A 21,298-nucleotide genomic window follows, 5' to 3' on the forward strand; every position below is an offset into this window, starting at 1 on the left:
GCCCTCACCGCCGCGCCTGGCGCCTCACCCCTTCAACGGAGCGGGCAGGCCCACCGCTTGCCCGCCGCGCGCGCCCGGCCTATCGCCGGGATATGTCGGAACCCCCGCTCAAGGCCGCGATGATCCCGGTCACGCCGCTCGCGCAGAATTGCTCGCTGATCTGGTGCACCCAGACCAACCGCGCGGCGGTGGTCGATCCGGGCGGCGATCTGCCCAAGATCCACGCGGCGATCGCCCAGGCCGGGGTGGTGGTGGAAAAAATCCTGATTACCCACGGCCATATCGATCATTGCGGGGAGGCGGGCGCGCTCGCCGCGCAGCTCGGCGTGCCGATCGAGGGGCCGCACGAGGCGGATCGCTTCTGGATCGCGCGCCTCGCCGAGGATGGCCGCGCCTGGGGCCTGCGCGGCGAAAGCTTCGAGCCCGATCGCTGGCTGGTGGAGGGCGACACGGTGACGCTCGGCGCGCTGGAACTCGCGGTGTACCACTGCCCCGGCCACACGCCGGGCCATGTCGTGTTCCACCACGCGCCCTCGCGGCTCGCGCTGGTGGGCGATGTGCTGTTCGAAGGGTCGATCGGCCGCACCGACTTTCCGATGGGCGATCACGCCGCGCTGATCGAGTCGATCGTCACCAAGCTGTGGCCGCTCGGCGACGACACGGTGTTCATCCCTGGCCACGGCCGCCCGAGCCGCTTCGGGATCGAGCGCCAGACCAACGGCTTCGTAGCGGACCGCGTGCTGGCGGGCTGAGGTGTTTGCAGCTTCGCTGAAGCGGCGCCAGCCCTGCTGAAACAGACTCTACGCCCCGCCCGCCACTTCGGCGCTCACCCAATCGAGATAGGCGCCGAGCCCACCTTCGACCGGCAGCACGATGATCTCCGGCACCGCATAGCCGTGCAGCGCCTTCAGGCACGCCTCCGCCTCGCCGGCCCTGGCGCGGGTGGTCTTGATCAGCAGCAGCACTTCGGCGGCCTGTTCGACCTTGCCTTCCCACCGATACCAGCTCTCGATCGGCAGCGCCTGGACGCAGGCGGCGAGGCGCCGCGCGATCAGCGCCTCGGCCAGCCGCGCCGCCTCCTCGCGCGAGGCGGCGGCGCAGAGCATGGTGACGATGCCGGTGTCGATCGGACCCTCCCGGGTTAGAAACGGAACCCCGCCGTCAGGCTCCAGGTGCGCGGATCGCCATAATAGACCGTCTGGATATTGGCGACCGCCGAGAATTCCTGGCCGTCGGTGCGATAGCGGGTGTCGGTGAAATTCTTCACCCCGGCGCGCAGATAATAGCGGTTGTCGGGCATGTCGAACTGCACATAGGCGTTGCCGAGCGCATAGCCGGGCTCGATCAGCCCCGGGCGATTGTCGACCGAGAGATATTGCTTGTCGATGAAGCGCCCCTCCAGCCCGATCGTCAGGCTCGAACGGTCGATCGGGATGCGATACTCGCCCGCCAGCCGGCCCGAGATGGGCGGCGCGAAGGCCGGGCGGCAGGTGATCGCCTGGCCGGTGGGGTTGCACGAAAAGGCCGGGGCGCGGCGGCCGTCGTTGAACTGGGCATAGCTCGCGTCGAGGAAACCGAACGAGCCGGTGAGGGTTAAGTAGCGCGTCGGTTTCGCGACGCCCTCCAGCTCGAAGCCCCAGATCTGCAGCTTGCCGGCGTTGATCACCGGGAACACGCCGACCGCGCCGCCGCCGACGCGCGCCTGGAAATCGCGGTAATCGCTGTAGAAGGCGGCCGCCGACAGCGTCACCCGCCCATCGGCGAAGCGCGCCTTGTATCCGGTTTCATAGGTCCACACGGTTTCCGGGTTGAACCGGGTGACGAGCGTGTTCACCCCGTTCACCACCAGCGTCAGGTCGCCGACGCCATTGGCGCGGCCGTTGAATCCGCCCGATTTGAAGCCGCGGCTGATGTTCGCATAGATCAGCTGGTCGCGCGTCGGCTTGAAGCTCAGCTGGAAGCTCGGCGTCCAGGCGTCGAAGCTGATGCGGTTCTGGGTGTTGAGCGGCGCGGGCAGATTGTCCGGGAAGCGGAAAGTAAGGTTGTTGAGCCCCGCCGCGTTCGAGGCGGTGGTGGTGAAGCGGTTGTAGCGCCGCTCCTCATAAGTGTAGCGCAGCCCCGCGGTGAACGACCATTTGGGCGTGAAATCATAGGTCAGCTGGCCGAAGGCGGCGTAGTTCTTGGTGTTCTGCGTATCGTTGATGTCGCGCCGGAACGTCAGCGGCAGCGCGCCGAACGCGAAGATGTCATTCCCGAACGCGATCTGGGTCGAGGCGATGTCCTCGTTCAGATAATAGAGCCCGAACACGCCCTTCAGCTTGCGCCCGGCATATTTCAGCTGGAGTTCCTGGCTGAACTGTTTCTGGCTGACGCCGACGAACACGTCGCCGAGCTGGAACTGGCTCGCGTCGATGTCGATGAAGAAATTGGGATCGAGCTTGCGATAGCCGGTGATCGAGGTGAACTGCAGCTGATCGGTGATGTCGATATTGGCGGTGAGCGCGACGCCCCAATGGTCGAGCCGCTGGCCTTGGCCGGGCGCCAGCCCGGTCGAGGCGCGGAAATTATAGGGGCCATAGGGTTCGGCCGGTACCAGCACCCGCGCCGCGCCCGCGAAATTCGCCTGGGTGAGCGGGGCGGTGGGATAGCCGAGCGTCGGCGCGCTGCGCTGCTGGGTGTAATCGCCGCTCAGCAGGAATTGCCAGCCCTGCGCCGGCTGGAAGTTCAGGATGCCGCGCACCGCCCACAGGTTGCGATCATTGTAGCGGCGGTTGGTGAGCGGATCGGTGACGAGCCCGTCGCGCCGATCATAGGTGCCGGCGAGCGACAGGCCGAGCTTGTCGGTGATGATCGGGGCGCTGGCATAGCCGTTCAGCACCACCTGGTTGTAATCGCCATAGGTCACGTCGCCGGCGGCCTTGAACGCCTGGAGATCGGGCTTGCGGGTGACGATGTTCACCGCGCCGCCGATCGTGTTCTTGCCATAGAGCGTGCCCTGCGGCCCGCGCAGCACTTCCACGCGCTGCACGTCGAACAGGTTGAGCAGCGCGCCCTGGATGCGGCTCAGATAAACGCCGTCGACATAGACGCCGACCGCGGGATCGAAGGTTTGCAGCGCATCGGGCTGGCCGACGCCGCGGATGAAGAAATTGGCGTTGGTCGCCGAACCGCGCCCCTGCACCAGATTGACGTTGGGCACCGCGCCCTGGATGCCCGACAGGTCGATCGCCTGGAGCTTGGCGACATCCGACGCCTGGATCGCGGTGACCGAGAGCGGCACGTCGAGCAGCCGCTCCTCGCGGCGGCGGGCGACGACGACGATGTCGGGCGTGGTTTCGCTCGCGCTCGCGTCGCCGGGGGCGGTGTCAGGCGCCTGTTGCGCCAGCGCGGGGGCGCTTACCCAGGCGGCTCCGGCGAGCATGGCGGCACGAACCAACGATTTCATCTTCCCCTCCCTCAGCGGCCCCACCTCTGCCGGGTGGCGCGCGGATGACCTCATAATGAAAGTTGAACCAGTTTTCAACTTTGACTAGCATCACGCCATGGCGGGGGAAAATTCAGCGACGCTCGACGAAGCGGGGAAGGCGCCGCGCACCGATCGCGGCCGCAAGACGCGGCGCGCGCTGCTCGACGCGGCGCGGCAGGAATTCGGCGAGAACGGCTTCCACGCCGCCTCGATCAGCGGCATCACCCGCCGCGCGGGCGTCGCGCTCGGCAGCTTCTACACCTATTTCGACAGCAAGGAGGCGCTGTTCACCGCGCTGGTGCGCGACATGTCGGACCAGGTGCGCGATCACGTCGCCCCGGTGCTGCGCGCCGCGCCCGACCAGCTCGCCGCCGAGCGCGCGGGCTGCGCGGCGTTCATCGAATTCGTGCGGACCCACAAGGAAATCTACCGCATCATCGATGAGGCCGAGTTCGTCGACGCCGCCAGCTTCCGCGAACATTATGCCGGCACCGCCGATCGCATCGCGCAGCGGCTGGCGGCGGCGGGCGCTCGTGGCGCGCTGCGCGCCGACGATGCCGAGGTGCTCGCCTGGGCGCTGATGGGGATGAACGTGTTCCTTGGCTTGCGCTTCGGCGTGTGGGGGCAGGAGCGCGATTCGGGCGCGGTGGCGGACGTGGTCGCGCGCCTGCTCGCGCGGGGGTTGGCGGCAGACTGAGGCGGCCGCGCCCCAACTCGCCGGCAAATTGCGCCGGGGTGAGTGCTACTCCCCATCCTCCGCCAGCGCCGCCGCGAGCGCGTCACGCACCGCGCGCAGCGTTTCCGCCGGCTTGGCGCGCTGCTTGGCTTCGGCGGCGAGCAGCGCCTGGACGCCGCGAATCGTATAGCCCTCATGGTGCAGCAGCGCGTGGATGCGCCGCACCAGCGCCGCGTCCTCCGGGCTGTAATAGCGCCGTCCGCCTGCCCGGGTGAGCGGGCGGAGCTGGGGAAAGCGGCCTTCCCAGTAACGGAGGATGTGGCGGGCGATGCCGGTTTCCTGCGCCAACTCACCGATCGTGCGATAGGCCCCCACCGCCTTCTCGCTCGACCGTTCGCTGGGCTTGTCCGGCATCGCGTTCAGCCGGCGCTGACGATCCGGTCGCGCATCATCTGGCTCGCGCGGAAGGTGAGCACGCGGCGCGGCGCGATCGGCACTTCGACCCCGGTCTTGGGATTGCGCCCGACGCGCTCGCCCTTCTGGCGCAGCACGAAGGTGCCGAAGCCCGAAATCTTCACATTCTCGCCGCGCGCGAGCGCGGTGCACATATGCTCCAGGATCTGCTCGACGAGCCGCGCCGAATCGAGCCGCGACAGCCCGACTTCATGGTGCAACGCCTCGGCGAGATCGGCCCTGGTCAATGTTCCGGCAGTTGCCATGCCCCGACTCCCCTATTTGTATAGCGGGTTCCTAACACAGGGAATCGACGCGACAAATGCTTTGATAACGTTAATGCAACGATGGTTAGTACCGGATCAGGGCAGCACCCCAGGTGAAGCCGCCGCCCATCGCCTCCAGCACCAGCAGATCGCCGCGCTTGATCCGCCCGTCGCGCACCGCGGTGTCGAGCGCGAGCGGTACCGAGGCCGCCGAAGTATTGGCATGGCGATCGACCGTCACGACCACGCGCGCCGGATCGAGCCCCAGCTTCTTCGCGGTCGCTTCCAGAATGCGGGCATTGGCCTGGTGCGGCACCACCCAGTCGATATCGGTGGTGGCATAGCCCGCCGCGCCCATCACTTCTTCCATCACCGCGGCGAGATTGAGCACCGCGTGACGGAACACCTCGCGCCCCTTCATCCGCAGCTTGCCGACGGTGCCGGTGGTCGAGGGGCCGCCATCGACATAGAGCAGATCGTTGAACCGGCCATCGGCGTGGAGCCGGCTGGCGAGCACCCCGCGCTCGCCCTCTTCGGCCTCCAGCAGCACCGCGCCGGCGCCGTCGCCGAACAGCACGCAGGTCGCGCGGTCTTCCCAGTCAAGGATGCGGCTGAACGTCTCCGCGCCGATCACCAGCGCGCATCTGGCCGAGCCCGCGCGCACCATGTTCTCGGCCACCTGCAGCGCGTAAAGGAAGCCCGAGCACACCGCCGCCACGTCGAAGGCGATGCAGTCGCGGATGCCGAGCGCTTCCTGCACCTTGGTCGCCGCCGCCGGGAAGGTCTGGTCCGGGGTGGCGGTCGCGAGCACGATCAGATCGACCGCCTCGGCCGAGCGGCCGGCCGCCTCCAGCGCGCGGCGCGCCGCTGCGATCGCGAGGCTGGCGGTGGTCTCGCCCTCGCCGGCGATATAGCGGGTGCGGATGCCGGTGCGCTCGACGATCCATTCGTCCGACGTATCGACCCGCGCGGCGAGTTCGGCGTTGGTCACCATCCGGGCCGGAAGCGCCGAACCCGTGCCGGTGATTGCTGCGCGAAGCGTCATGCTGCCTTGGCCTCGAAATTACCCAGATCGTCGCTGATCTTGCGGATCAGGTCGTCGCGAACCAGCTTGGCGGCGACCCCGATCGCGTGCGCCACGCCCAGCTCGTTCGCGCTGCCATGACTTTTCACGACCACGCCGTTCAACCCCAGAAAGACGGCGCCATTATGGTTGTTGGGGTCGAGATGGTCGCGCAGCAGCTCGGTCGCGGGGCGCGAGATCAGGAAGCCGAGCTTCGAGCGCAGCGACGAGCGGAAGGCGCGCTTCAGCAGATCGCCCACGAAGCGCGCGGTGCCCTCGGCGGTCTTGAGCGCGATGTTGCCGGAAAAGCCGTCGCACACGATCACATCGAGATCGCCGTGCGACAGCCGGTTGCCCTCGACGAACCCGCGGAAATCGAGCGGCAGCTGCGCCGCCTTCAGCGCCGCGGCGGCGTCACGGATATTGTCGGTGCCCTTCATGTCCTCGGTGCCGATGTTGAGCAGCGCGACGCGCGGCGCTTCGAGATCGAAGCTGGTGCGGGCATAGGCCGCGCCCATCACCGCGAACTGGATGAGGTTCGCCGCGTCGCACTCGGTATTGGCGCCGAGATCGAGCATCACCACGTCGTTATCGCCCAGCGTCGGCATCGTCGCGGCGAGCGCGGGGCGGTCGATGCCCGGCAGCGTGCGCAGCGCGAGCTTGGCCATCGCCATCAGCGCGCCGGTATTGCCCGAGGAGACGGCGGCATGGGCCTCGCCGCGCTTCACCAGATCGATCGCGACGCCCATCGAGGTCGTCTTGGCGCGACGCAGCGCCGCGCTCGGGCGTTCGCTCGCGGCGACGGTGTCGGGGGCGTGGACGATTCGCGCCCGGCCGGCGAGCGCGGGATGCGCGGGGAGGGCGGCGGCGATCGCGGCTTCGTCCCCCACCAGCAGGAACTGGGCGTCGGGCGCCTTGGCGCAGGCACGGGCGGCGCCGGCCAGCATCACCGCCAGCCCCTCGTCTCCGCCCATCGCATCGATCGCGATCAGCTGCGCCACCCGCTCCCCCCTAAAAGCCGGTGTGAGCGTCAGCCGCCGATCGAGACGATCTCGCGACCGTTATAATGGCCACAGGCGCCGCACAGCACGTGCGGGCGCTTCAGTTCGCCGCAATTTGGGCATTCCTGATAGGCCTGCGGGGTAAGCGCATCGTGCGAGCGGCGCATACCGCGCTTGGAGGGCGTGGTCTTTCGCTTGGGAACGGCCATTTCGGCACCTTGAGTTGAACGTTGAACAGGGTCGAGCCCTTGGTCGTTCTCGAACCTAGCGCGGCCAGAATCGGCCGCCACAGCCCGGGAGCGGCCAAGCGCATCGCGAAGCGCGCGCCTATACCCGCTCGGCGCGAAATTGCAAGCCCGGCGCGACGCGACCGCGGGCCGGTTGCCCTGGCGGGCGCGACTTGGCAAGAGGCGCGCGGGGAGACCGAGATAATGGCGATCATTCTACCGATCACGCTCACCAGCGCCGGCGCCGCCGCGCTGATCAACACCTGGCTCGCGGTGCGCGCCGGGCAATCGCGCTCGGCGATCGGCGGGGCGCTGGGTGACGGCGGCAATGCCCGCGTCCTCGCGCGCAGCCGGGCGCACGCCAATTTCGCCGAATATACCCCGTTCGTGCTGATCCTGATCGGGCTGATCGAGCTGGCGGAAGGATCGAGCCTGTGGCTGTGGGCGGCGAGCGCGATCTATCTGGCGGCGCGGCTGCTGCACCCGTTCGGCACCGAAGGCATCATCAAGCAGGGGCGGTTCATCAGCACGATCGTGTCGCTGCTCGCGCTGCTCGGGCTGGGGCTCTACGCGATCAGCCTGCCCTACCGGGTGAAGCCGCTGCCGCAGGGCGTCGAGGCGCCGCTGCCCAAGGGCTGATAACAGCCTCGTGGTCAGCGGGGAGGGTTCGGCCGGCCGCATCCCGCCGCATCCCACCCTCGCCAAGTCGTTGCTTCAGGAAAACAAGGCGGAACGCCCCCGCTTCTCGTGCGCTTTCAGGCCCGTAGCAGCACGGGAGAGAGAAGGTGGCGGAAACGCTAGACCAGCGGCGCGACGATGCGCCGCTCGGCGCCGCGCGCCATGCCGACGCGGCACAGGCCCGCCAACAGGGTGTGCCCGGCGCGCATGGCGACCAGGTGATCGGCCGATCGGTGACGATCAACCGCCCGGCTCGTGAACTCTACGCCTTCTGGCGCGATTTCCAGAACCTCGCGACCTTCATGGAGAATGTCGAGCGGATCGACATGATCGACGCCAAACAGTCGCACTGGGTGGTGAAGGCGCCCGGCGGCGGGCGGGTCGAGTGGAAGGCGGTCGTCACTCAGGAGAGCGAGGGCGACTTCATCTGCTGGACCTCCGCCCCCGGCGCCGATGTGCCCAATAGCGGCCGGGTCGATTTTCGCGACGCCGGTCCGCGCGGTACCATCGTCAGCGTCACGCTCACTTATGATCCGCCCGGCGGCTTCATCGGCCGGGCGATCGCCAAGCTGTTCCAGCGCGAACCCGCGATCCAGGCGCGGCGTGACCTGCGCCGCTTCAAGCAATTGATGGAAACCGGCGAAATCGCGACCGGCGCGCGCAATCGCCGCCTGCATCAGGAGCGCGACGCATGAAGGCGCTCACCTGGCACGGCAAGCACGATGTCCGCGTCGAGACAGTCGACGATCCCGAGATTCTGAACCCGCGCGACGCGATCATCCGCGTCACCTCGACGGCGATCTGCGGGTCGGACCTGCACCTGTACGACGGCTATATCCCGACGATGCAGAAGGGCGACATTCTCGGCCATGAATTCATGGGCGAGGTGGTGGAAACCGGCCCCAAATCGACGCTGAAGAAGGGGCAGCGCGTGGTGGTGCCGTTCACCATCTCGTGCGGCAGTTGCTATCATTGCGGCCACCGGCAATATTCGGCGTGCGAGAACGGCCTGCCCGCCGACAATCAGGACATCGCCGCCACCGCTTATGGCCAGCCGATGGCCGGGCTGTTCGGCTATAGCCACATGACCGGCGGCTATTCGGGCGGGCAGGCGGAATATGTCCGCGTGCCGTTCAGCGATGTCGGCCCGATCGTCGTCCCCGACGGGGTGGATGACGACAAGGTGCTATTCCTCTCCGACATTCTCCCCACCGGCTGGATGGCAGCGGAGAATGCCGAGATCGCGCCCGGCGACATCGTCGCGGTGTGGGGCTGCGGCCCGGTCGGGCTGTTCGCGGTGCAATCGGCGTTCATCATGGGCGCGGCGCGGGTGATCGCGATCGATCATTTCCCGACGCGCCTCGCGCTCGCCAAGCGGTTCGGCGCCGAGGTGATCAATTTCGAAGAAACCAACGTCCACGAGGCGTTGCAGGACATGACCGGGGGCATCGGCCCCGACGCGGTGATCGACGCGGTCGGGCTGGAGGCGCACGGGCTGAGTTTCGACAACATCGTCGACCAGATCAAAGTCTCCACCTTCATGGACACCGACCGGACCCATTCGATTCGCCAGGCGATCTTCGCCTGCCGCAAGGGCGGGCGCGTTTCGATGCCGGCGGTTTACGGCGGCTATGTCGATAAGTTCCCGCTCGGCGCGCTGATGGAAAAGGGGCTGACGCTCAAGACCGGGCAAACCCATGTCCAGCGCTATCTCGAGCCGCTGTTGGCCGCGGTGCTCGAGGACAAGATCGATACCACCTTCCTCATCAGCCACCGCCTGCCGCTCGATCAGGCCGCCGAAGGATATAAGATGTTCCACGATCAGCAGAATGACTGCACCAAGGTCGTCCTCAAGACGGAGGCGGCCCGTGGCTGAGAAGCTCGCGATCGTCACCGGCGCGTCGACCGGGATCGGCCTCGAACTCGCGCGCTGCGCGGCGGGGGACGGTTATGACCTGGTCATCGCCGCCAACGAGCCGATGCACGAGGCGGTGGCCGAACTCGGCATCGAGGGTATCACCGTCACGCCGGTGGAATGCGATCTCGCGACGTTGGAGGGGGTGGACCAGCTGCTTGCCGCCTGCGGCGATCGCGTGCCGGACGTGGTCTGCGCCAATGCCGGCAACGCGATGGGCGGGGCGTTCCTGGATGTCGAGGTTGGCGACTGGACCTATTCGATCAACACCAACATCACCGGCACCCTCTATCTGCTACAGAATGTCCTGCGCGGCATGGTGAAGCGCGATCGCGGGCGCGTGCTGGTGACGGGGTCGATCGCCGGCTACATCCCCGGGCCGTTCAACGCGGTTTATAACGCGACCAAGGCGTTCATCGACAATTTTGCCGACGCGTTGCGCAACGAGCTGAAGGAGAGCGAGGTCACGCTCACCCTGCTGATGCCGGGGGCGACGGACACCGCGTTCTTCGCGCGCGCCGACATGGAGGATACCGGGCTCGGTCAAAGCGCCAAGGCCGATCCCGCCAAGGTCGCGCAGGATGGCTGGAAGGCCGCGCTGGCGGGCCGCGACCGGATCGTGCCGGGGCTGTTCAACAAGGCGCAGGTGGCCGCCGCCGGCGTTACCCCCACCCCCGTGATGGCCGAAATCCATCGCCATCTGGCGGAACCCAAGGAGTAAACAGGATGTCCGTTGTCGACAAGGTAATCGGAGCGCTGACCCCGCCGGAAACCGAGGAACAGCGCATGCAAGCGCATGACAAGGCGCGCGCCGCGTGCTCGCCGGGCGACTGGCTGTCGATGGCGCTCGACCATCACGAGCAGATCTATGCCGCGTTCGAGGCGGTGAAGCAGGCGGGCTCCCCCGACGAGGCGCGCACCGCCCAGAAGCAGCTGATGGCGCTGTTCACCGGCCACGGCACCGCCGAGGAAACGGTGCTCTATCCCAGCCTCGCCAAGGACGGGCAGAAGGGCCATGCGACCCAGGCCTATACTGAACAGGCGACCGCCAAGATGCAGTTCGCCGAACTCGAACGGCTCGCGCCGCTCAGCCAGGAATATATGGAAAAGCTCGGCCATATCGAAGGCGCGGTGAAGCATCACATCTATGAAGAGGAATCGATCTGGTTCCTCGACATGAAGGAAAGCGCCCCCGCCGATCTCCAACAGCTGGCGACCGCGCGCTTCCGCGAGGAATATGAGCGTTACATGAACGGCGCGGAGCAGGGCGGGATCGGCGGCCTGGGCAGCCGCGCCCTGGGCGGCGGCCGCGCGGCGGCGGGTTCGACCTCGAGCGATTTCGGCAGCGACCTTGGCGGCCGCACCGGCGGCGAGCGCGGATCGCAGGGATCGCTCGGCGGCTCGATGGCGGGCACGGGCGGCACCGGATCGGGCCTCAGCCCCGATTACGGTCGCGACACGACCGGTCGGGGCGATATCTCCGGGGATCGCCCGGCGACGCCCCAGAGCGGCTCGGGACGGGATAAGGGGGGCTTTTGACGGTCGTGGGCCGGTCCCGCATTGCGCGGGACCGGCTCGGCATTGCCTCAGCCGTCGCGAAATCGCTCATGGTGGCGGATCACTTCGGTGATGATGAACCGCAAGAATTTCTCGCTGAACTCCGGATCGAGCTCGGCGTCCGCCGCCAATTGGCGGAGCCGGGCGATCTGTGCCTCCTCGCGCCCCGGATCCGCCGGCGGCAACCCCGCCTCCGCCTTATAGCGCCCAACCGATTGAGTGATCTTGAATCTTTCCGCAAGCAGATGGATCAGCGCGGCATCGATATTGTCGATACTACGGCGATAAGCGGCGAGAGTCGGGTCGGCCATTGCCTGATTTTGCGGCCGGAGCGCCCGTCGCGCAAGGCCGCCCCTTGCCTTTGGCAGGCGAACCAGCCACATCGCGGCGCGATGACCGCGACCGTCCACCGCCTGGAGACGCGAGGCCAACCCTCGCTCGATCCGATGATCGCCTTGGTCGCGCCTGATATGAATCAGGTGAACACGGTGATTCTCGACCGGATGCAATCGCGCATCCCATTGATTCCCGAGCTTGCCGGCCACTTGATCGCGGGGGGCGGCAAGCGGATGCGGCCGATGCTCACGCTCGCGAGCGCGCGGCTGCTAGGCTATACCGGCACCCGCCACCACCGCTTGGCCGCCGCCGTCGAGTTCATCCACACCGCCACTCTGCTGCACGATGATGTCGTCGATGGCAGCGATTTGCGGCGCGGGCGGCGCACCGCGAACAACATCTGGGGCAATCCGGCGACGGTGCTGGTCGGCGACTTCCTGTTCAGCCGGGCCTTCGAGCTGATGGTCGAGGATGGCGGCCTTAAAGTGCTGAAAATCCTGAGTGCGGCGAGCGCGGTGATCGCGGAAGGCGAGGTCAACCAGCTTACCGCGCAGCGCCTCATCGGGCTCAGCGAGGAGCGCTATCTCGACATCATCGGCGCGAAGACCGCCGCGCTGTTCGCCGCCGCCTGCCGGATCGCCGCCGTCGTCGCCGAGCGGGTGGAAGCCGAGGAACTCGCGCTCGACGCCTATGGCTGTAATCTGGGCATCGCCTTCCAGCTAGTCGATGACGCGATCGATTATGTGTCCGAGGCCCAGGTGATGGGCAAGGACGCGGGCGACGATTTCCGCGAAGGCAAGGTGACGCTGCCGGTGATCCTGGCCTATGCGCGCGGCTCGGCCGAGGACCGCGCCTTCTGGGAAGCGGCGATCGCCGGCCGCCGCGTGGCCGACGAGGACTTGGCCCATGCGGTCGCGCTGATCCGTCGCACTCATGCCGTCGACGATACGCTCGCCCGCGCGCGCCATTATGGCCAGCGCGCGATCGACGCGATCGGGCCGTTCGCGGGCGGCGCCGCAAAGGCGGCGATGGTCGAGGCGGTCGAATTCGCGATCGCCCGCGCTTATTGAGGCCGGCAATCCTCCCGATCCACGCCGTCCTCCCCGATCTTCTCAGTGCCTTGCGCGATCAGTCCCGCGCGGTGCTCGTCGCCCCGCCGGGGGCGGGGAAGACGACCGCCGTCGCCCCCGCGCTGCTGAGCGAGCCGTGGTGCGCGGGCGAAATCCTGCTCCTCTCTCCCCGTCGGATCGCCGCGCGCGCGGCGGCGGAGCGGATGGCGGCGCTCGCCGGCGAGAAGCCGGGCGAAACCTTCGGCTATGCCACCCGGCTCGATACCCGCCGCTCGGCGCGCACGCGGGTGACGGTGATGACCGAGGGCATTTTCGTCGCGCGCGTTCAGGCCGATCCCGAGCTTGCCGGCGTGTCCGCCGTGCTGTTCGACGAAGTGCATGAGCGCAGCCTGGACAGCGATTTCGGCCTCGCGCTCGCGCTCGATGCGCAAGCGGCTTTTCGCCCCGATCTGCGATTGCTGGCGATGTCCGCGACGCTCGACGGCGCGCGCTTCGCCGCGCTGATGGGCGGCGCGCCGGTGATCGAGAGCGAAGGGCGCAGTTTCCCGCTGGAGTTGCGCTATCTTGGGCGCGACCCCGCCGAACGGATCGAGGACGCGGTCGCGCGCGCGGTCCGCACGGCGTTGCTCGAAGGCGAGGGTGGGGTGCTCGCTTTCCTGCCGGGAGTCGCCGAGATCGAGCGCACCGCCGAGCGGCTTGCCGGCTTGCCGGTCGCGCTTCACAGGCTCCACGGCACGCTGCCGCCCGCCGAACAGCGCGCGGCGATCGCGCCCGAGCCGGGCGGCGCGCGCAAGCTGGTGCTCGCCACCTCGATCGCCGAGACCAGCCTGACGCTCGATGGCATTCGTATTGTGATCGATTCAGGCCTCGCCCGCCGCCCGCGCTATGATCGCGCGGCCGGGATGACGCGGCTGGTGACCGAGCGGGTGAGCCAGGCCGCCGCCACGCAGCGCGCGGGGCGCGCGGCGCGACAGGGGCCGGGGATCGCCTACCGGCTGTGGGAGGAAGCCGCGACCGCCGGCCTGCCGCGCTTCGATCCGCCCGAAATCCTGGAGGCCGATCTCTCGGCGCTGGTGCTCGATTGCGCGCGCTGGGGCGTCACCGATCCGCGCGCGCTCAGCTGGCTCGATCCGCCGCCCGAGGCGGGGGTGCAGGAGGCGCGCGGGCGGCTGCTGGCGCTCGGCGCGATCGACGCGGATGGTCGGGTGACGCCGCATGGCGACGCCGTTGCGCGGCTACCGCTGCCGCCCCGGCTCGCGCATATGCTGATCGAGGGTGCGCGGCGGGGCTTGGGGCGCGCCGCGGCGGAAGTCGGGGTGCTGCTGAGCGAGCGCGGGCTGGGCGGGAACGACCCCGATCTGGAGACGCGCCACAGCCGCTGGCAGCGCGAACGCGGCGCCAAGGCCGAGGCTGCGCGTGGGCTTGCCCAGCGCTGGGCGCACATAGTCGACACCAATAGCCCTCTCCCCTTCAGGGGAGAGGGTGGGGTGAGGGGCGATGCCGCAGAAGAGTGCTCTCAGACCGCCCCCTCTCCCAAACCCTCTCCCCTGAAGGGGAGAGGGCTTCTGGAGGACATCCCCGATCCCCTCGCCCGCTGCATCGCGCTCGCCTTTCCCGATCGCGTCGCGCGGCGGCGCGATGCCGGCGGCGAGCACTGGGCCTCGGTCGGCGGGCGGGGGTTCAAGCTCGATCCGGCGTCGTCGCTCGCCCGCGCCGAGTGGCTCGCGGTCGCCGAGACGCAGGGGATGGCGGCGGGGGCGCGCATCCTCGCCGCCGCGCCACTCGATCCGGCCAGCATCGAGGCGCTGTTCGGCGATCGCATCGAAACCCGGCGTACCGCGCGCTTCGATCCTGCAACGGGGGCCGTCCAGCCGCTGCGCGAACGGCGGCTCGGCGCGATTCGGCTGGCGAGCGGGCAGGACGATGGCGCCGACCCGGAAGCGATCGCCGCTGCCCTGCTGGAGGGTGTGCGCGAGAACGGCTTGGCGCTGCTTCCCTGGGGCGAGAGCGACCTGGCCCTGCGCGCCCGCGCCGCCTTCGCGGTCGCTTACGGCGGCCCGCCCGCGCTGGACGACGCCGCGCTGGTCGAGGGGCTCGACGACTGGTTGGCGCCCTTGCTAGCGAGCAAGCGCCGGCTCGACGCGATCGCCCCCGAGGCGCTGACGGATGCGCTCAAAGGCCTGATCGGCTGGGACGGAATGCGCGCGCTCGACTTGCTCGCCCCGGCGCGGCTCGAAACTCCGGCGGGATCGAGCCACGCGATCGACTATGCAGCGGAGGCCGGGCCGACCGTCGAGTGCCGCCCGCAGGCGCTGTTCGGCCTCGCCGCGCATCCGATGGTGGCGCGCGGGGCGGTGCCGCTGGTGCTGTCGCTCACCTCGCCCGCTGGCCGCCCGATCCAGACAACGCGCGATCTGCCTGGTTTCTGGGCGGGGAGCTGGGCCGCCGTCGCCAAGGAGATGCGCGGGCGCTACCCCAAACACCCCTGGCCCGACGATCCGGCGAGCGCCCGGGCGACGCTCAAGACCAAAAATGCGGATGCAAGAGCCGCCGGGCTGCGATAAGGGGTGCCGCATGACGACCGCCCGCATCTACCAACGCCCCAAAAACGCGATGCAATCCGGCCGGGCGCGCACGCATGAATGGGTGCTCGAATTCGTCCCCAGCGACCGCGTGCGCCCCGATCCGCTTACCGGCTGGGCGGGCTCGGGTGACACGCAGAAGCAAGTGATCCTCGGCTTCCCGACGCTGGAGGCGGCGCAGGGCTACGCCGAGCGCGAGGGTATCGCCTATCGCGTGATCGCGGCGGCGGCGCCGAAGCTGAAGCTCCAGTCTTACGCGGATAATTTCCGGTAGTTGGTGCCGGGCGTCGCCGGCAGCGGTGCCTGGGCGCGATCACCCCAATATCGTGCCCCCCAGCAACAGCAGCAGCTTGCCATCGATCGCGACGCCTTCCGCGCGTTTCGCCGCGATGAAGTCCGCGATTTCGCCCCTTGGTACGCGGTGGACGGTGATGCCTTCGTCCGCCGTGCCGCCGCCCGCGCCGACACGGGTAAGCTCGGTCGCGCGAACCAGCTCATAGGCCTCGCTCACCATCCCGGGTGACGAATAGAACTGGCCGAGCGACACGATCCGTTCGGCGCGATAGCCGGTTTCCTCCTCCAGCTCGCGCGCGGCGGCGGCGAGCGGCGCCTCACCAGCGCTATCGTCGCCCACCAGCCCCGCCGGCAATTCCAGGCAGCGGCGCCCGAGCGGGACACGGTACTGTTCGACCAGGATCACCGCGTCGCCATCGGTCGCGACGATCACCGCCGCGCCGATGCCCCGCGCGCGCGCCACATATTCCCAGCGGCCATCGACGATCATCGTCAGATACTGCCCCTGCCAAACGATCTGGGCCATGCGCGCTCCCTTCGCGCTTGCCCCTTCCATTCGCCGTGAAGCTTGGCAAGATGGCGCGCGGGAGGACGGGGCCATGTTCAAGGAATTTCGCGACTTCATTTCGCGTGGCAATGTGCTCGATCTGGCGGTCGGCGTGATCATCGGCGGCGCGTTCGCCACGATCACAAAATCGTTGACCGATGATGTGCTGCTGCCATTTATCGGGTGGCTGTTTGGCGGGGTCGATTTCTCGCGCTTCTTCGTGCGGCTGGGGCCGGTGCCGGCGGACTTCAAAGGCGCGCTGACCGATTATGCCGCGCTGAAGGCGGCCGGGGTGCCCCTGATCGGCTATGGTGCGTTCGTAACGGCGGTGATCAACTTCCTGATCCTCGCTTTCGTCATCTTCCTGATCGTGCGAAGCGCCAACCGGCTGATGGCGCCGCCGCCTGCGGCCGAAGCGGCGCCGGCGCCCGAGCCCGAAGAGGTGACACTGCTGCGTGAAATCCGCGATTCGCTCAAAGGGCGTTAGGCGGCAGCGAGATCCTGCGCGACGGCGTCCGCCAGGCTGGTGCCATCCAGCACGCGCGCGGTTTCGTCGCGCACGCGCAGCATCGCCTGGCGGATCGCGCAGCTCGCCTCGTCGCGGCAATCGGCACAGCGGCGATAGGCGCTGCGGCTGACGCACGGCACCAACGCGAGCGGTCCCTCGATCACGCGGATGATGTCGCCCAGCGAAATCAAGTGGCGTGGCCGGCTAAGCAAATAGCCGCCCATCTTGCCGCGCTGGCTGACGAGCAAGCCTGCCTCGCGCAGATCGGCGAGGATCAGCTCCAAGAATTTGCGTGGCACATTCGCCTCCTGGGCGATCCGCGTCATCGGGATCGGAGGGCTGGCCTGCGGTGCCTCGGCAAGGAACAGCATCGCGCGCAGCGCGTAGCGGGAACGCTGAGTCAACATGATGCAATGATTATGAACCCGATGCGCCGTCCAGAAAAGGATTAAATCCGACAGTCGCGCTAGGTTTTTACAGCACCGGCTATTGTAGCAGATGCATCCATAACGGCGCGCCCGCGAGGCTGGACGAGCCGCGCAGCTTTTCCAGCGCCTGTGCGACCGCGCGTTCAGGCCCCTCGTGCGTCACGATCGCGACCAGCACCGCGCCGTTTTCCGCCCGCCCACGCTGGATCAGGCTTTCGATCGACACGCCCGCATCGCGCATCGCAGCCGCTATCTCGGCGAGCACGCCTACCTTGTCCTGCACCAGGAAGCGCACATAGGCGCGGCCATATCGGGCACCACTGTCGGCGGGCTCGGCGGCGGCGAGTTGCGCGGCGGGCATCGCATAAGGCGGCCCGAATTCGCCGCGAGCGATGTCGATCAGATCGGCGACCACCGCGGAGGCGGTCGGTCCGTCGCCCGCGCCCGCGCCTTGGAACAACAGCCGGCCGACGAAATTTCCCTCTGCCACCACCGCGTTGGTCGCGCCCGCGACGTGCGCGAGCGGGTGGCTCACCGGCACGAGATGTGGGTGGACGCGCTGGAACAAGCCGTGCGGTCCGGCCTCGGCCAGGCCCAACAGCCGCACCCGGTAGCCTAGCGCCGCCGCCTCGGCGATGTCGGCGGCGAGCAGCGCGCGGATGCCGGTCGTTTCCACTTCCGCGAACGCCGGGGCGGTGCCGAAGGCGAGACTCGCTAGGATCGATAGTTTGTGCGCGGCGTCCACGCCGTCGATGTCGAAGCTTGGATCAACTTCGGCGAAGCCGCGCGCCTGCGCCTCTGCGAGCACGTCGCCAAAATCGCGCCCCTCGGCTTCCATCGTTGAGAGAATGAAATTGCAGGTGCCGTTGAGGATCCCATAGACCCGCTCGATCGCGTTGGCGGCCGCGCCTTCGCGCAACCCCTTGATCACCGGCACGCCGCCCGCGACCGCCGCCTCGAACTTGAGCGCGACTCCGGACGCCTCGGCGGCCTGCGCAAGTTCGAGCCCGTGATGCGCGAGCATCGCCTTGTTGGCGGTGACGAAGCTCTTGCCCGCGCCGAGCGTCGCGCGGGCGAGCGCGAGCGCCGGGCCGTCCGAACCACCGACCAATTCGACCACCACATCCGCTTGGGCCTCGGCAAGGCGGGTGGTGTCGTCCACCCAGGCGAAACGGCCGATATCAACGCCGCGATCCTTGGCCCGATCGCGCGCGGAGACGGCGACGATCTCGATCGGCCGACCGGCGCGACGCGCGATGAGATCGCCATTGGCGTCGAGCAGGCGGATCACGCCGCCGCCCACGGTGCCGAGGCCGGCCAGCGCGATGCGGAGAGGAGTCATGCGTCGGGTGTCGCGCCCATGCTGCGTTGCGTCAAGAGCGGCGTGCCTGTCGGTTGAGGCGTGTCAAGCCTTGATCAGCCCGATTTCGACCAGCCGCTCATGCAGATAATCATGCGCGGTGATAGGAGTTGGGTAGCGGTTTGGGCGCTCGGCACTGATGCAGCCGGGCAGCGTCTCGATCAGGAAATCGGGCGCGGGGTGGAGGAAGAAGGGCATCGAATAGCGCGACACCCCGCGCCGTTCGGCGGGCGGGTTGACGACGCGGTGGGTGGTCGAGGGCAGGACATGGTTGGTCAGCCGCTGGAGCATGTCGCCAACATTCACCACCAGCGCGCCCTCGGGCGGCTTCACCGGCAGCCAGCGCCCGTCACGGTCGAGCAGTTCGAGCCCGGCTTCCTCGGCGCCCAGGAGCAGGGTGATAAGGTTGATGTCTTCATGCGCGCCGGCACGCACGCCTTCGGCATCCTCGGCGATCGGTGGGTAATGGAGCAGGCGCAGCACTGAATTGCCGTCGGCGACCGCCGTGTCGAACCAGTTTGGCGCCAGGCCCAGATGGCGGGCGATCGCCGAGAGCAGCACGTCGCCGGCGAGGTCGAACGCCGCGAACAGGGTGGTGAAGGTCTCGCGAAACCCCTCGGGCGCATGGGGCCAAATGTTCGCCGGCATCACCGGCGCGTAACGGTGTCCCGCAGGCAGCTCGCGACCGATGTGCCAGAATTCCTTCAAATCGACGACGCTCGCGCCCTTCGCGATCTCCGTCTTGAAGGGGGTATAGCCGCGCGCGCCGCCGCCACCGGCCAGGTGATAGCCGCGCTTTTCCGCCTCGCTCAGGGCGAACAGCGCTTCGGTTTGCGCCCAGGCGCGGGTGATCAGATCGGCGGGAATGCCGTGATCGGCGACCACGGCGAAGCCGAAGCGCTCGAACGACGCGCCCAGCGCGGCGGCGAAACCGTTCGGGTCGGCGGCATTGTCGCTGAGCGACAGGGTGGGGACATGGGCAAGCGGTTCGGCGGTATCGAGCATCGTCGGGCTTTCCTGCGGGCAATGATTGCCCTGCAGATACGCCGATCGGCCGCCTCGCGCAAAGTCAGCCCGAAACGAGCAGCCCCTTGGTGCCGCCCTCGGGCTTTGCCGCGAGATCGAGCTTGAACGGCACGCCTTGCGCGTCTCGCCCGATCAGATTCGGTCCGTGCGCGGTTAGCTTGAACTGGTGGGCGAGCAGCATCTGCAGGAACCAGTCGCGCGTCTGCGCGGGCGTGCCCGGGCTGTCGAACGCGATCTTGGTCATGCCCATGTCGCCGCCTTCATGCGCTTGGACCATCATCATCGTCACCTTAGCGCCCGGCGGCAGAGTCGATCCCTGGAACGGGATTACCGCGCCATTGGTGGCGACGCTCGGCATCGCCATCGGCGCCGGAGAATTGGCCGCTGCCATCGCCTTGGGCTGGGGCATCGATTGGCTGCACGCGGCGATCAGCGGTAGCGGGAGCAGGGCAAGCTGACGGCGCATCGGGCGTCTCCTGAAGCGGACAGTTACAGCGTCGCGCCACCCGCGTGGGCGGTCAAGCGCCAAAATCAGCATTTTCGCGGGTGACCGGGCAACCGGCATCGGGCATGGCGCGCGGGATGGCCGATGCTTCCCCCCTGCCGCAAGGCGTTGATGCGCAAGCCGATCGTGCCCCGCTCGGCTTTGTCGAGTTCGTCGCGCTGATCGCCTCGCTGATGGCGCTCACCGCGCTGGGCATCGATTCGATGCTGCCGGCGCTCCCCGCGATCGGCGCGGCGCTGGGCGTGGCGACCGAGAATCAGCGCCAGTTCGTGATCACCGCCTTTCTTATCGGCTTCGGCGTCGCGCAGTTGTTCCATGGGCCGCTCGCCGATCGCTTCGGCCGCCGCCCCGTGCTGATCGCGGCGCTCAGCGGCTATGTGCTGGCGAACATCGCCGCGGCGAGCGCCACCAGCTTTCCGCTGCTGCTCGCCGCGCGCTTCCTGGGCGGGTTGTGCATTTCCGCCTCGCGAGTAGTGACGGTCGCGCTCGTGCGCGATTGCTACTCGGGGCGGGCAATGGCGCGGGTGATGAGCCTGGCCTTCATGGTGTTCATGGCGGCGCCCGTGCTCGCGCCCTCGTTCGGGCAGCTGATCCTACTCTTCGGCGACTGGCGGCTGATTTTCCTGCTGATCGCGGGTGTGAGCACGGTGGTGCTCGGCTGGTTCGCCTGGCGGATGCCAGAGACGCTCGTGCCCGAACGCCGGCTGCCGCTTGTGCCGGCGCGAATTGCGGCCGCCTGGCGCACCGCGGCCACCGATCGCTTTTCGCTCGGCTACACGCTTGCCTCGACGGTGCTGTTGGGCGCGCTCTACGGCTTCATCAATTCGGTGCAACAGGTCGTGCAGCGCTTGACCGGCTCGGACTCGTTGCTGGTGCCGGTGTTCATCGGCATCGCCAGCATGATGGCGATCGCGAACCTAACCAACGCCCGAATCGTGCTCCGGCTGGGGACACGGCGGATCTCACACAGCGCGCTCACCGCGTTCACGCTGGTTTCGGGGGTCCATCTGCTTATCGCGGCGACCGGGCACGAGACGATCTGGAGCTTCGCCATCCTCCAGGCGCTGGTAATGGGCTGCTTTGGCCTCGCTACCGCCAATTTCGGGGCTATGGCGATGGAGCGGATGGGCGCCATCGCTGGCACCGCTTCAAGTATCCAAGGTTTCGTGACGGTGACGGTGGGCGCGGTGCTGGGCGCGCTGGTCGGCCAGGCGTTCGACGGGACGACAGTGCCGCTCTATCGTGGCTTCCTGCTGGCGGGCCTCGTGGCGCTCACGATCGTCGCGGTCACTGAGCGCGGGCGTCTTTTCAAGCCGAGTTGAGACGGGTCGTTCGGTTTC

The 21,298-nt window shown here is 68.2% G+C and carries 25 protein-coding genes; 12 read left to right on the top strand and 13 right to left on the bottom strand.

Features of this window, described 5'->3' with window-relative positions; genetic code table 11:
* Positions 1-92 precede the first annotated feature (92 nt).
* Positions 93-752, top strand: a complete 660-nt coding sequence (locus K2X73_RS02855; protein ID WP_294108369.1) for an MBL fold metallo-hydrolase — start codon at positions 93-95, stop codon at positions 750-752.
* A gap of 48 nt (positions 753-800) precedes the next feature.
* Here K2X73_RS02855 and cutA read toward each other — a convergent pair whose 3' ends face one another.
* Positions 801-1,106, bottom strand: coding sequence for a divalent-cation tolerance protein CutA (gene cutA, locus K2X73_RS02860; protein WP_294108371.1), 306 nt, complete (start codon positions 1,104-1,106; stop codon positions 801-803).
* Positions 1,107-1,141: 35 nt separating this feature from the next.
* Positions 1,142-3,445, bottom strand: a complete 2,304-nt coding sequence (locus tag K2X73_RS02865) for a TonB-dependent receptor (RefSeq protein WP_294108373.1) — start codon at positions 3,443-3,445, stop codon at positions 1,142-1,144.
* A 97-nt stretch (positions 3,446-3,542) separates the two neighbouring features.
* Between K2X73_RS02865 and K2X73_RS02870 the strand changes: the two genes are divergently transcribed.
* Complete coding sequence (locus K2X73_RS02870; RefSeq protein WP_294108375.1) at positions 3,543-4,163, top strand: TetR/AcrR family transcriptional regulator; 621 nt, start codon at positions 3,543-3,545, stop codon at positions 4,161-4,163.
* 45 nt (positions 4,164-4,208) lie between these two features.
* Here K2X73_RS02870 and K2X73_RS02875 read toward each other — a convergent pair whose 3' ends face one another.
* The 5 genes from K2X73_RS02875 to rpmF form a co-directional block, all read right to left on the bottom strand.
* Positions 4,209-4,556: a MerR family transcriptional regulator gene (locus K2X73_RS02875; RefSeq protein ID WP_294108377.1), complete on the bottom strand. Its 348-nt coding sequence runs from the start codon at positions 4,554-4,556 to the stop codon at positions 4,209-4,211.
* Positions 4,557-4,561: 5 nt separating this feature from the next.
* Positions 4,562-4,861, bottom strand: coding sequence for an integration host factor subunit alpha (locus tag K2X73_RS02880; protein ID WP_294108379.1), 300 nt, complete (start codon positions 4,859-4,861; stop codon positions 4,562-4,564).
* 85 nt (positions 4,862-4,946) lie between these two features.
* Positions 4,947-5,906: a beta-ketoacyl-ACP synthase III gene (locus K2X73_RS02885; RefSeq protein ID WP_294108381.1), complete on the bottom strand. Its 960-nt coding sequence runs from the start codon at positions 5,904-5,906 to the stop codon at positions 4,947-4,949.
* Positions 5,903-6,925: a phosphate acyltransferase PlsX gene (gene plsX / locus K2X73_RS02890; protein ID WP_294108383.1), complete on the bottom strand. Its 1,023-nt coding sequence runs from the start codon at positions 6,923-6,925 to the stop codon at positions 5,903-5,905. Before plsX ends, K2X73_RS02885 begins: the two co-directional genes overlap by 4 nt.
* Before the next feature lie 29 nt (positions 6,926-6,954).
* Positions 6,955-7,134, bottom strand: coding sequence for a 50S ribosomal protein L32 (gene rpmF, locus K2X73_RS02895; protein ID WP_294108385.1), 180 nt, complete (start codon positions 7,132-7,134; stop codon positions 6,955-6,957).
* A 222-nt stretch (positions 7,135-7,356) separates the two neighbouring features.
* On the opposite strand from rpmF, the gene K2X73_RS02900 reads away from it, so the two are divergent.
* From K2X73_RS02900 to K2X73_RS02920, 5 genes are all read left to right on the top strand, one after another.
* Positions 7,357-7,791, top strand: coding sequence for an MAPEG family protein (locus K2X73_RS02900; protein ID WP_294108387.1), 435 nt, complete (start codon positions 7,357-7,359; stop codon positions 7,789-7,791).
* A gap of 146 nt (positions 7,792-7,937) precedes the next feature.
* Positions 7,938-8,525 carry an SRPBCC family protein gene (locus tag K2X73_RS02905; RefSeq protein WP_294108389.1) on the top strand — a complete coding sequence of 196 codons (588 nt, stop codon included), beginning with the start codon at positions 7,938-7,940 and terminating at the stop codon, positions 8,523-8,525.
* Complete coding sequence (locus K2X73_RS02910) at positions 8,522-9,706, top strand: zinc-dependent alcohol dehydrogenase (RefSeq protein WP_294108390.1); 1,185 nt, start codon at positions 8,522-8,524, stop codon at positions 9,704-9,706. Before K2X73_RS02905 ends, K2X73_RS02910 begins: the two co-directional genes overlap by 4 nt.
* Positions 9,699-10,466 (top strand): SDR family NAD(P)-dependent oxidoreductase, encoded by a 768-nt coding sequence (locus K2X73_RS02915; protein WP_294108392.1) that lies wholly within the window; start codon positions 9,699-9,701, stop codon positions 10,464-10,466. The genes K2X73_RS02910 and K2X73_RS02915 overlap by 8 nt, the downstream gene beginning before the upstream one ends.
* Before the next feature lie 5 nt (positions 10,467-10,471).
* Positions 10,472-11,284, top strand: a complete 813-nt coding sequence (locus K2X73_RS02920) for a hemerythrin domain-containing protein (RefSeq protein WP_294108394.1) — start codon at positions 10,472-10,474, stop codon at positions 11,282-11,284.
* 47 nt (positions 11,285-11,331) lie between these two features.
* Here K2X73_RS02920 and K2X73_RS02925 read toward each other — a convergent pair whose 3' ends face one another.
* The gene (locus K2X73_RS02925) at positions 11,332-11,613 is read right to left on the bottom strand and encodes a chorismate mutase (protein ID WP_294108396.1); all 282 of its coding nucleotides are present in this window, start codon (positions 11,611-11,613) and stop codon (positions 11,332-11,334) included.
* Between the two features lie 81 nt (positions 11,614-11,694).
* Here K2X73_RS02925 and K2X73_RS02930 point away from each other — a divergent pair, with 81 nt between their 5' ends.
* Genes K2X73_RS02930 through K2X73_RS02940 form a run of 3 tightly spaced genes read left to right on the top strand, consistent with a single transcriptional unit; the run spans position 11,695 to position 15,564 of the window.
* Positions 11,695-12,708, top strand: coding sequence for a polyprenyl synthetase family protein (locus K2X73_RS02930; RefSeq protein ID WP_294108398.1), 1,014 nt, complete (start codon positions 11,695-11,697; stop codon positions 12,706-12,708).
* Complete coding sequence (gene hrpB / locus K2X73_RS02935; RefSeq protein WP_294108400.1) at positions 12,705-15,272, top strand: ATP-dependent helicase HrpB; 2,568 nt, start codon at positions 12,705-12,707, stop codon at positions 15,270-15,272. The genes K2X73_RS02930 and hrpB overlap by 4 nt, the downstream gene beginning before the upstream one ends.
* 10 nt (positions 15,273-15,282) lie before the next feature.
* The gene (locus K2X73_RS02940) at positions 15,283-15,564 is read left to right on the top strand and encodes an ETC complex I subunit (protein WP_294108402.1); all 282 of its coding nucleotides are present in this window, start codon (positions 15,283-15,285) and stop codon (positions 15,562-15,564) included.
* Positions 15,565-15,603: 39 nt separating this feature from the next.
* Here the strand turns inward: K2X73_RS02940 and K2X73_RS02945 are convergent, their stop codons facing one another.
* Positions 15,604-16,110 (bottom strand): NUDIX hydrolase, encoded by a 507-nt coding sequence (locus K2X73_RS02945; protein WP_294108404.1) that lies wholly within the window; start codon positions 16,108-16,110, stop codon positions 15,604-15,606.
* A gap of 73 nt (positions 16,111-16,183) precedes the next feature.
* Between K2X73_RS02945 and mscL the strand changes: the two genes are divergently transcribed.
* Positions 16,184-16,618: a large conductance mechanosensitive channel protein MscL gene (gene mscL / locus K2X73_RS02950; RefSeq protein WP_294108406.1), complete on the top strand. Its 435-nt coding sequence runs from the start codon at positions 16,184-16,186 to the stop codon at positions 16,616-16,618.
* On the opposite strand, the gene K2X73_RS02955 is transcribed toward mscL, so the two are convergent.
* The 4 genes from K2X73_RS02955 to K2X73_RS02970 form a co-directional block, all read right to left on the bottom strand.
* Positions 16,615-17,046 (bottom strand): Rrf2 family transcriptional regulator, encoded by a 432-nt coding sequence (locus K2X73_RS02955; protein WP_294108407.1) that lies wholly within the window; start codon positions 17,044-17,046, stop codon positions 16,615-16,617. The genes mscL and K2X73_RS02955 overlap by 4 nt on opposite strands.
* Positions 17,047-17,125: 79 nt before the next feature.
* Entirely contained in the window at positions 17,126-18,409 is a 1,284-nt protein-coding gene (locus K2X73_RS02960) for a homoserine dehydrogenase (RefSeq protein ID WP_294108409.1), read from the bottom strand.
* Between the two features lie 63 nt (positions 18,410-18,472).
* Positions 18,473-19,432 carry a 2-oxoglutarate and iron-dependent oxygenase domain-containing protein gene (locus K2X73_RS02965; RefSeq protein WP_294108411.1) on the bottom strand — a complete coding sequence of 320 codons (960 nt, stop codon included), beginning with the start codon at positions 19,430-19,432 and terminating at the stop codon, positions 18,473-18,475.
* Positions 19,433-19,496: 64 nt separating this feature from the next.
* Positions 19,497-19,919 (bottom strand): hypothetical protein, encoded by a 423-nt coding sequence (locus tag K2X73_RS02970; RefSeq protein ID WP_294108413.1) that lies wholly within the window; start codon positions 19,917-19,919, stop codon positions 19,497-19,499.
* A 116-nt stretch (positions 19,920-20,035) separates the two neighbouring features.
* Here K2X73_RS02970 and K2X73_RS02975 point away from each other — a divergent pair, with 116 nt between their 5' ends.
* Complete coding sequence (locus K2X73_RS02975; protein WP_294108416.1) at positions 20,036-21,280, top strand: multidrug effflux MFS transporter; 1,245 nt, start codon at positions 20,036-20,038, stop codon at positions 21,278-21,280.
* The last annotated feature ends 18 nt before the right edge of the window (positions 21,281-21,298 follow it).

Source organism: Sphingomonas sp. (genome assembly GCF_019746665.1).
Classification (GTDB): domain Bacteria; phylum Pseudomonadota; class Alphaproteobacteria; order Sphingomonadales; family Sphingomonadaceae; genus Sphingomonas.

Bases quoted from the DNA above. Each gene is read 5' to 3' on its own strand.
- K2X73_RS02855 (WP_294108369.1), top strand. From the start codon at position 93: ATGTCGGAACCCCCGCTCAAGGCCGCGATGATCCCGGTCACGCCGCTC.
- cutA (WP_294108371.1), bottom strand. From the start codon at position 1,106: ATGCTCTGCGCCGCCGCCTCGCGCGAGGAGGCGGCGCGGCTGGCCGAG.
- K2X73_RS02865 (WP_294108373.1), bottom strand. From the start codon at position 3,445: ATGAAATCGTTGGTTCGTGCCGCCATGCTCGCCGGAGCCGCCTGGGTA.
- K2X73_RS02870 (WP_294108375.1), top strand. From the start codon at position 3,543: ATGGCGGGGGAAAATTCAGCGACGCTCGACGAAGCGGGGAAGGCGCCG.
- K2X73_RS02875 (WP_294108377.1), bottom strand. From the start codon at position 4,556: ATGCCGGACAAGCCCAGCGAACGGTCGAGCGAGAAGGCGGTGGGGGCC.
- K2X73_RS02880 (WP_294108379.1), bottom strand. From the start codon at position 4,861: ATGGCAACTGCCGGAACATTGACCAGGGCCGATCTCGCCGAGGCGTTG.
- K2X73_RS02885 (WP_294108381.1), bottom strand. From the start codon at position 5,906: ATGACGCTTCGCGCAGCAATCACCGGCACGGGTTCGGCGCTTCCGGCC.
- rpmF (WP_294108385.1), bottom strand. From the start codon at position 7,134: ATGGCCGTTCCCAAGCGAAAGACCACGCCCTCCAAGCGCGGTATGCGC.
- K2X73_RS02900 (WP_294108387.1), top strand. From the start codon at position 7,357: ATGGCGATCATTCTACCGATCACGCTCACCAGCGCCGGCGCCGCCGCG.
- K2X73_RS02910 (WP_294108390.1), top strand. From the start codon at position 8,522: ATGAAGGCGCTCACCTGGCACGGCAAGCACGATGTCCGCGTCGAGACA.
- K2X73_RS02920 (WP_294108394.1), top strand. From the start codon at position 10,472: ATGTCCGTTGTCGACAAGGTAATCGGAGCGCTGACCCCGCCGGAAACC.
- K2X73_RS02925 (WP_294108396.1), bottom strand. From the start codon at position 11,613: ATGGCCGACCCGACTCTCGCCGCTTATCGCCGTAGTATCGACAATATC.
- K2X73_RS02930 (WP_294108398.1), top strand. From the start codon at position 11,695: ATGACCGCGACCGTCCACCGCCTGGAGACGCGAGGCCAACCCTCGCTC.
- K2X73_RS02940 (WP_294108402.1), top strand. From the start codon at position 15,283: ATGACGACCGCCCGCATCTACCAACGCCCCAAAAACGCGATGCAATCC.
- K2X73_RS02945 (WP_294108404.1), bottom strand. From the start codon at position 16,110: ATGGCCCAGATCGTTTGGCAGGGGCAGTATCTGACGATGATCGTCGAT.
- mscL (WP_294108406.1), top strand. From the start codon at position 16,184: ATGTTCAAGGAATTTCGCGACTTCATTTCGCGTGGCAATGTGCTCGAT.
- K2X73_RS02955 (WP_294108407.1), bottom strand. From the start codon at position 17,046: ATGTTGACTCAGCGTTCCCGCTACGCGCTGCGCGCGATGCTGTTCCTT.
- K2X73_RS02960 (WP_294108409.1), bottom strand. From the start codon at position 18,409: ATGACTCCTCTCCGCATCGCGCTGGCCGGCCTCGGCACCGTGGGCGGC.
- K2X73_RS02965 (WP_294108411.1), bottom strand. From the start codon at position 19,432: ATGCTCGATACCGCCGAACCGCTTGCCCATGTCCCCACCCTGTCGCTC.
- K2X73_RS02970 (WP_294108413.1), bottom strand. From the start codon at position 19,919: ATGCGCCGTCAGCTTGCCCTGCTCCCGCTACCGCTGATCGCCGCGTGC.
- K2X73_RS02975 (WP_294108416.1), top strand. From the start codon at position 20,036: ATGGCCGATGCTTCCCCCCTGCCGCAAGGCGTTGATGCGCAAGCCGAT.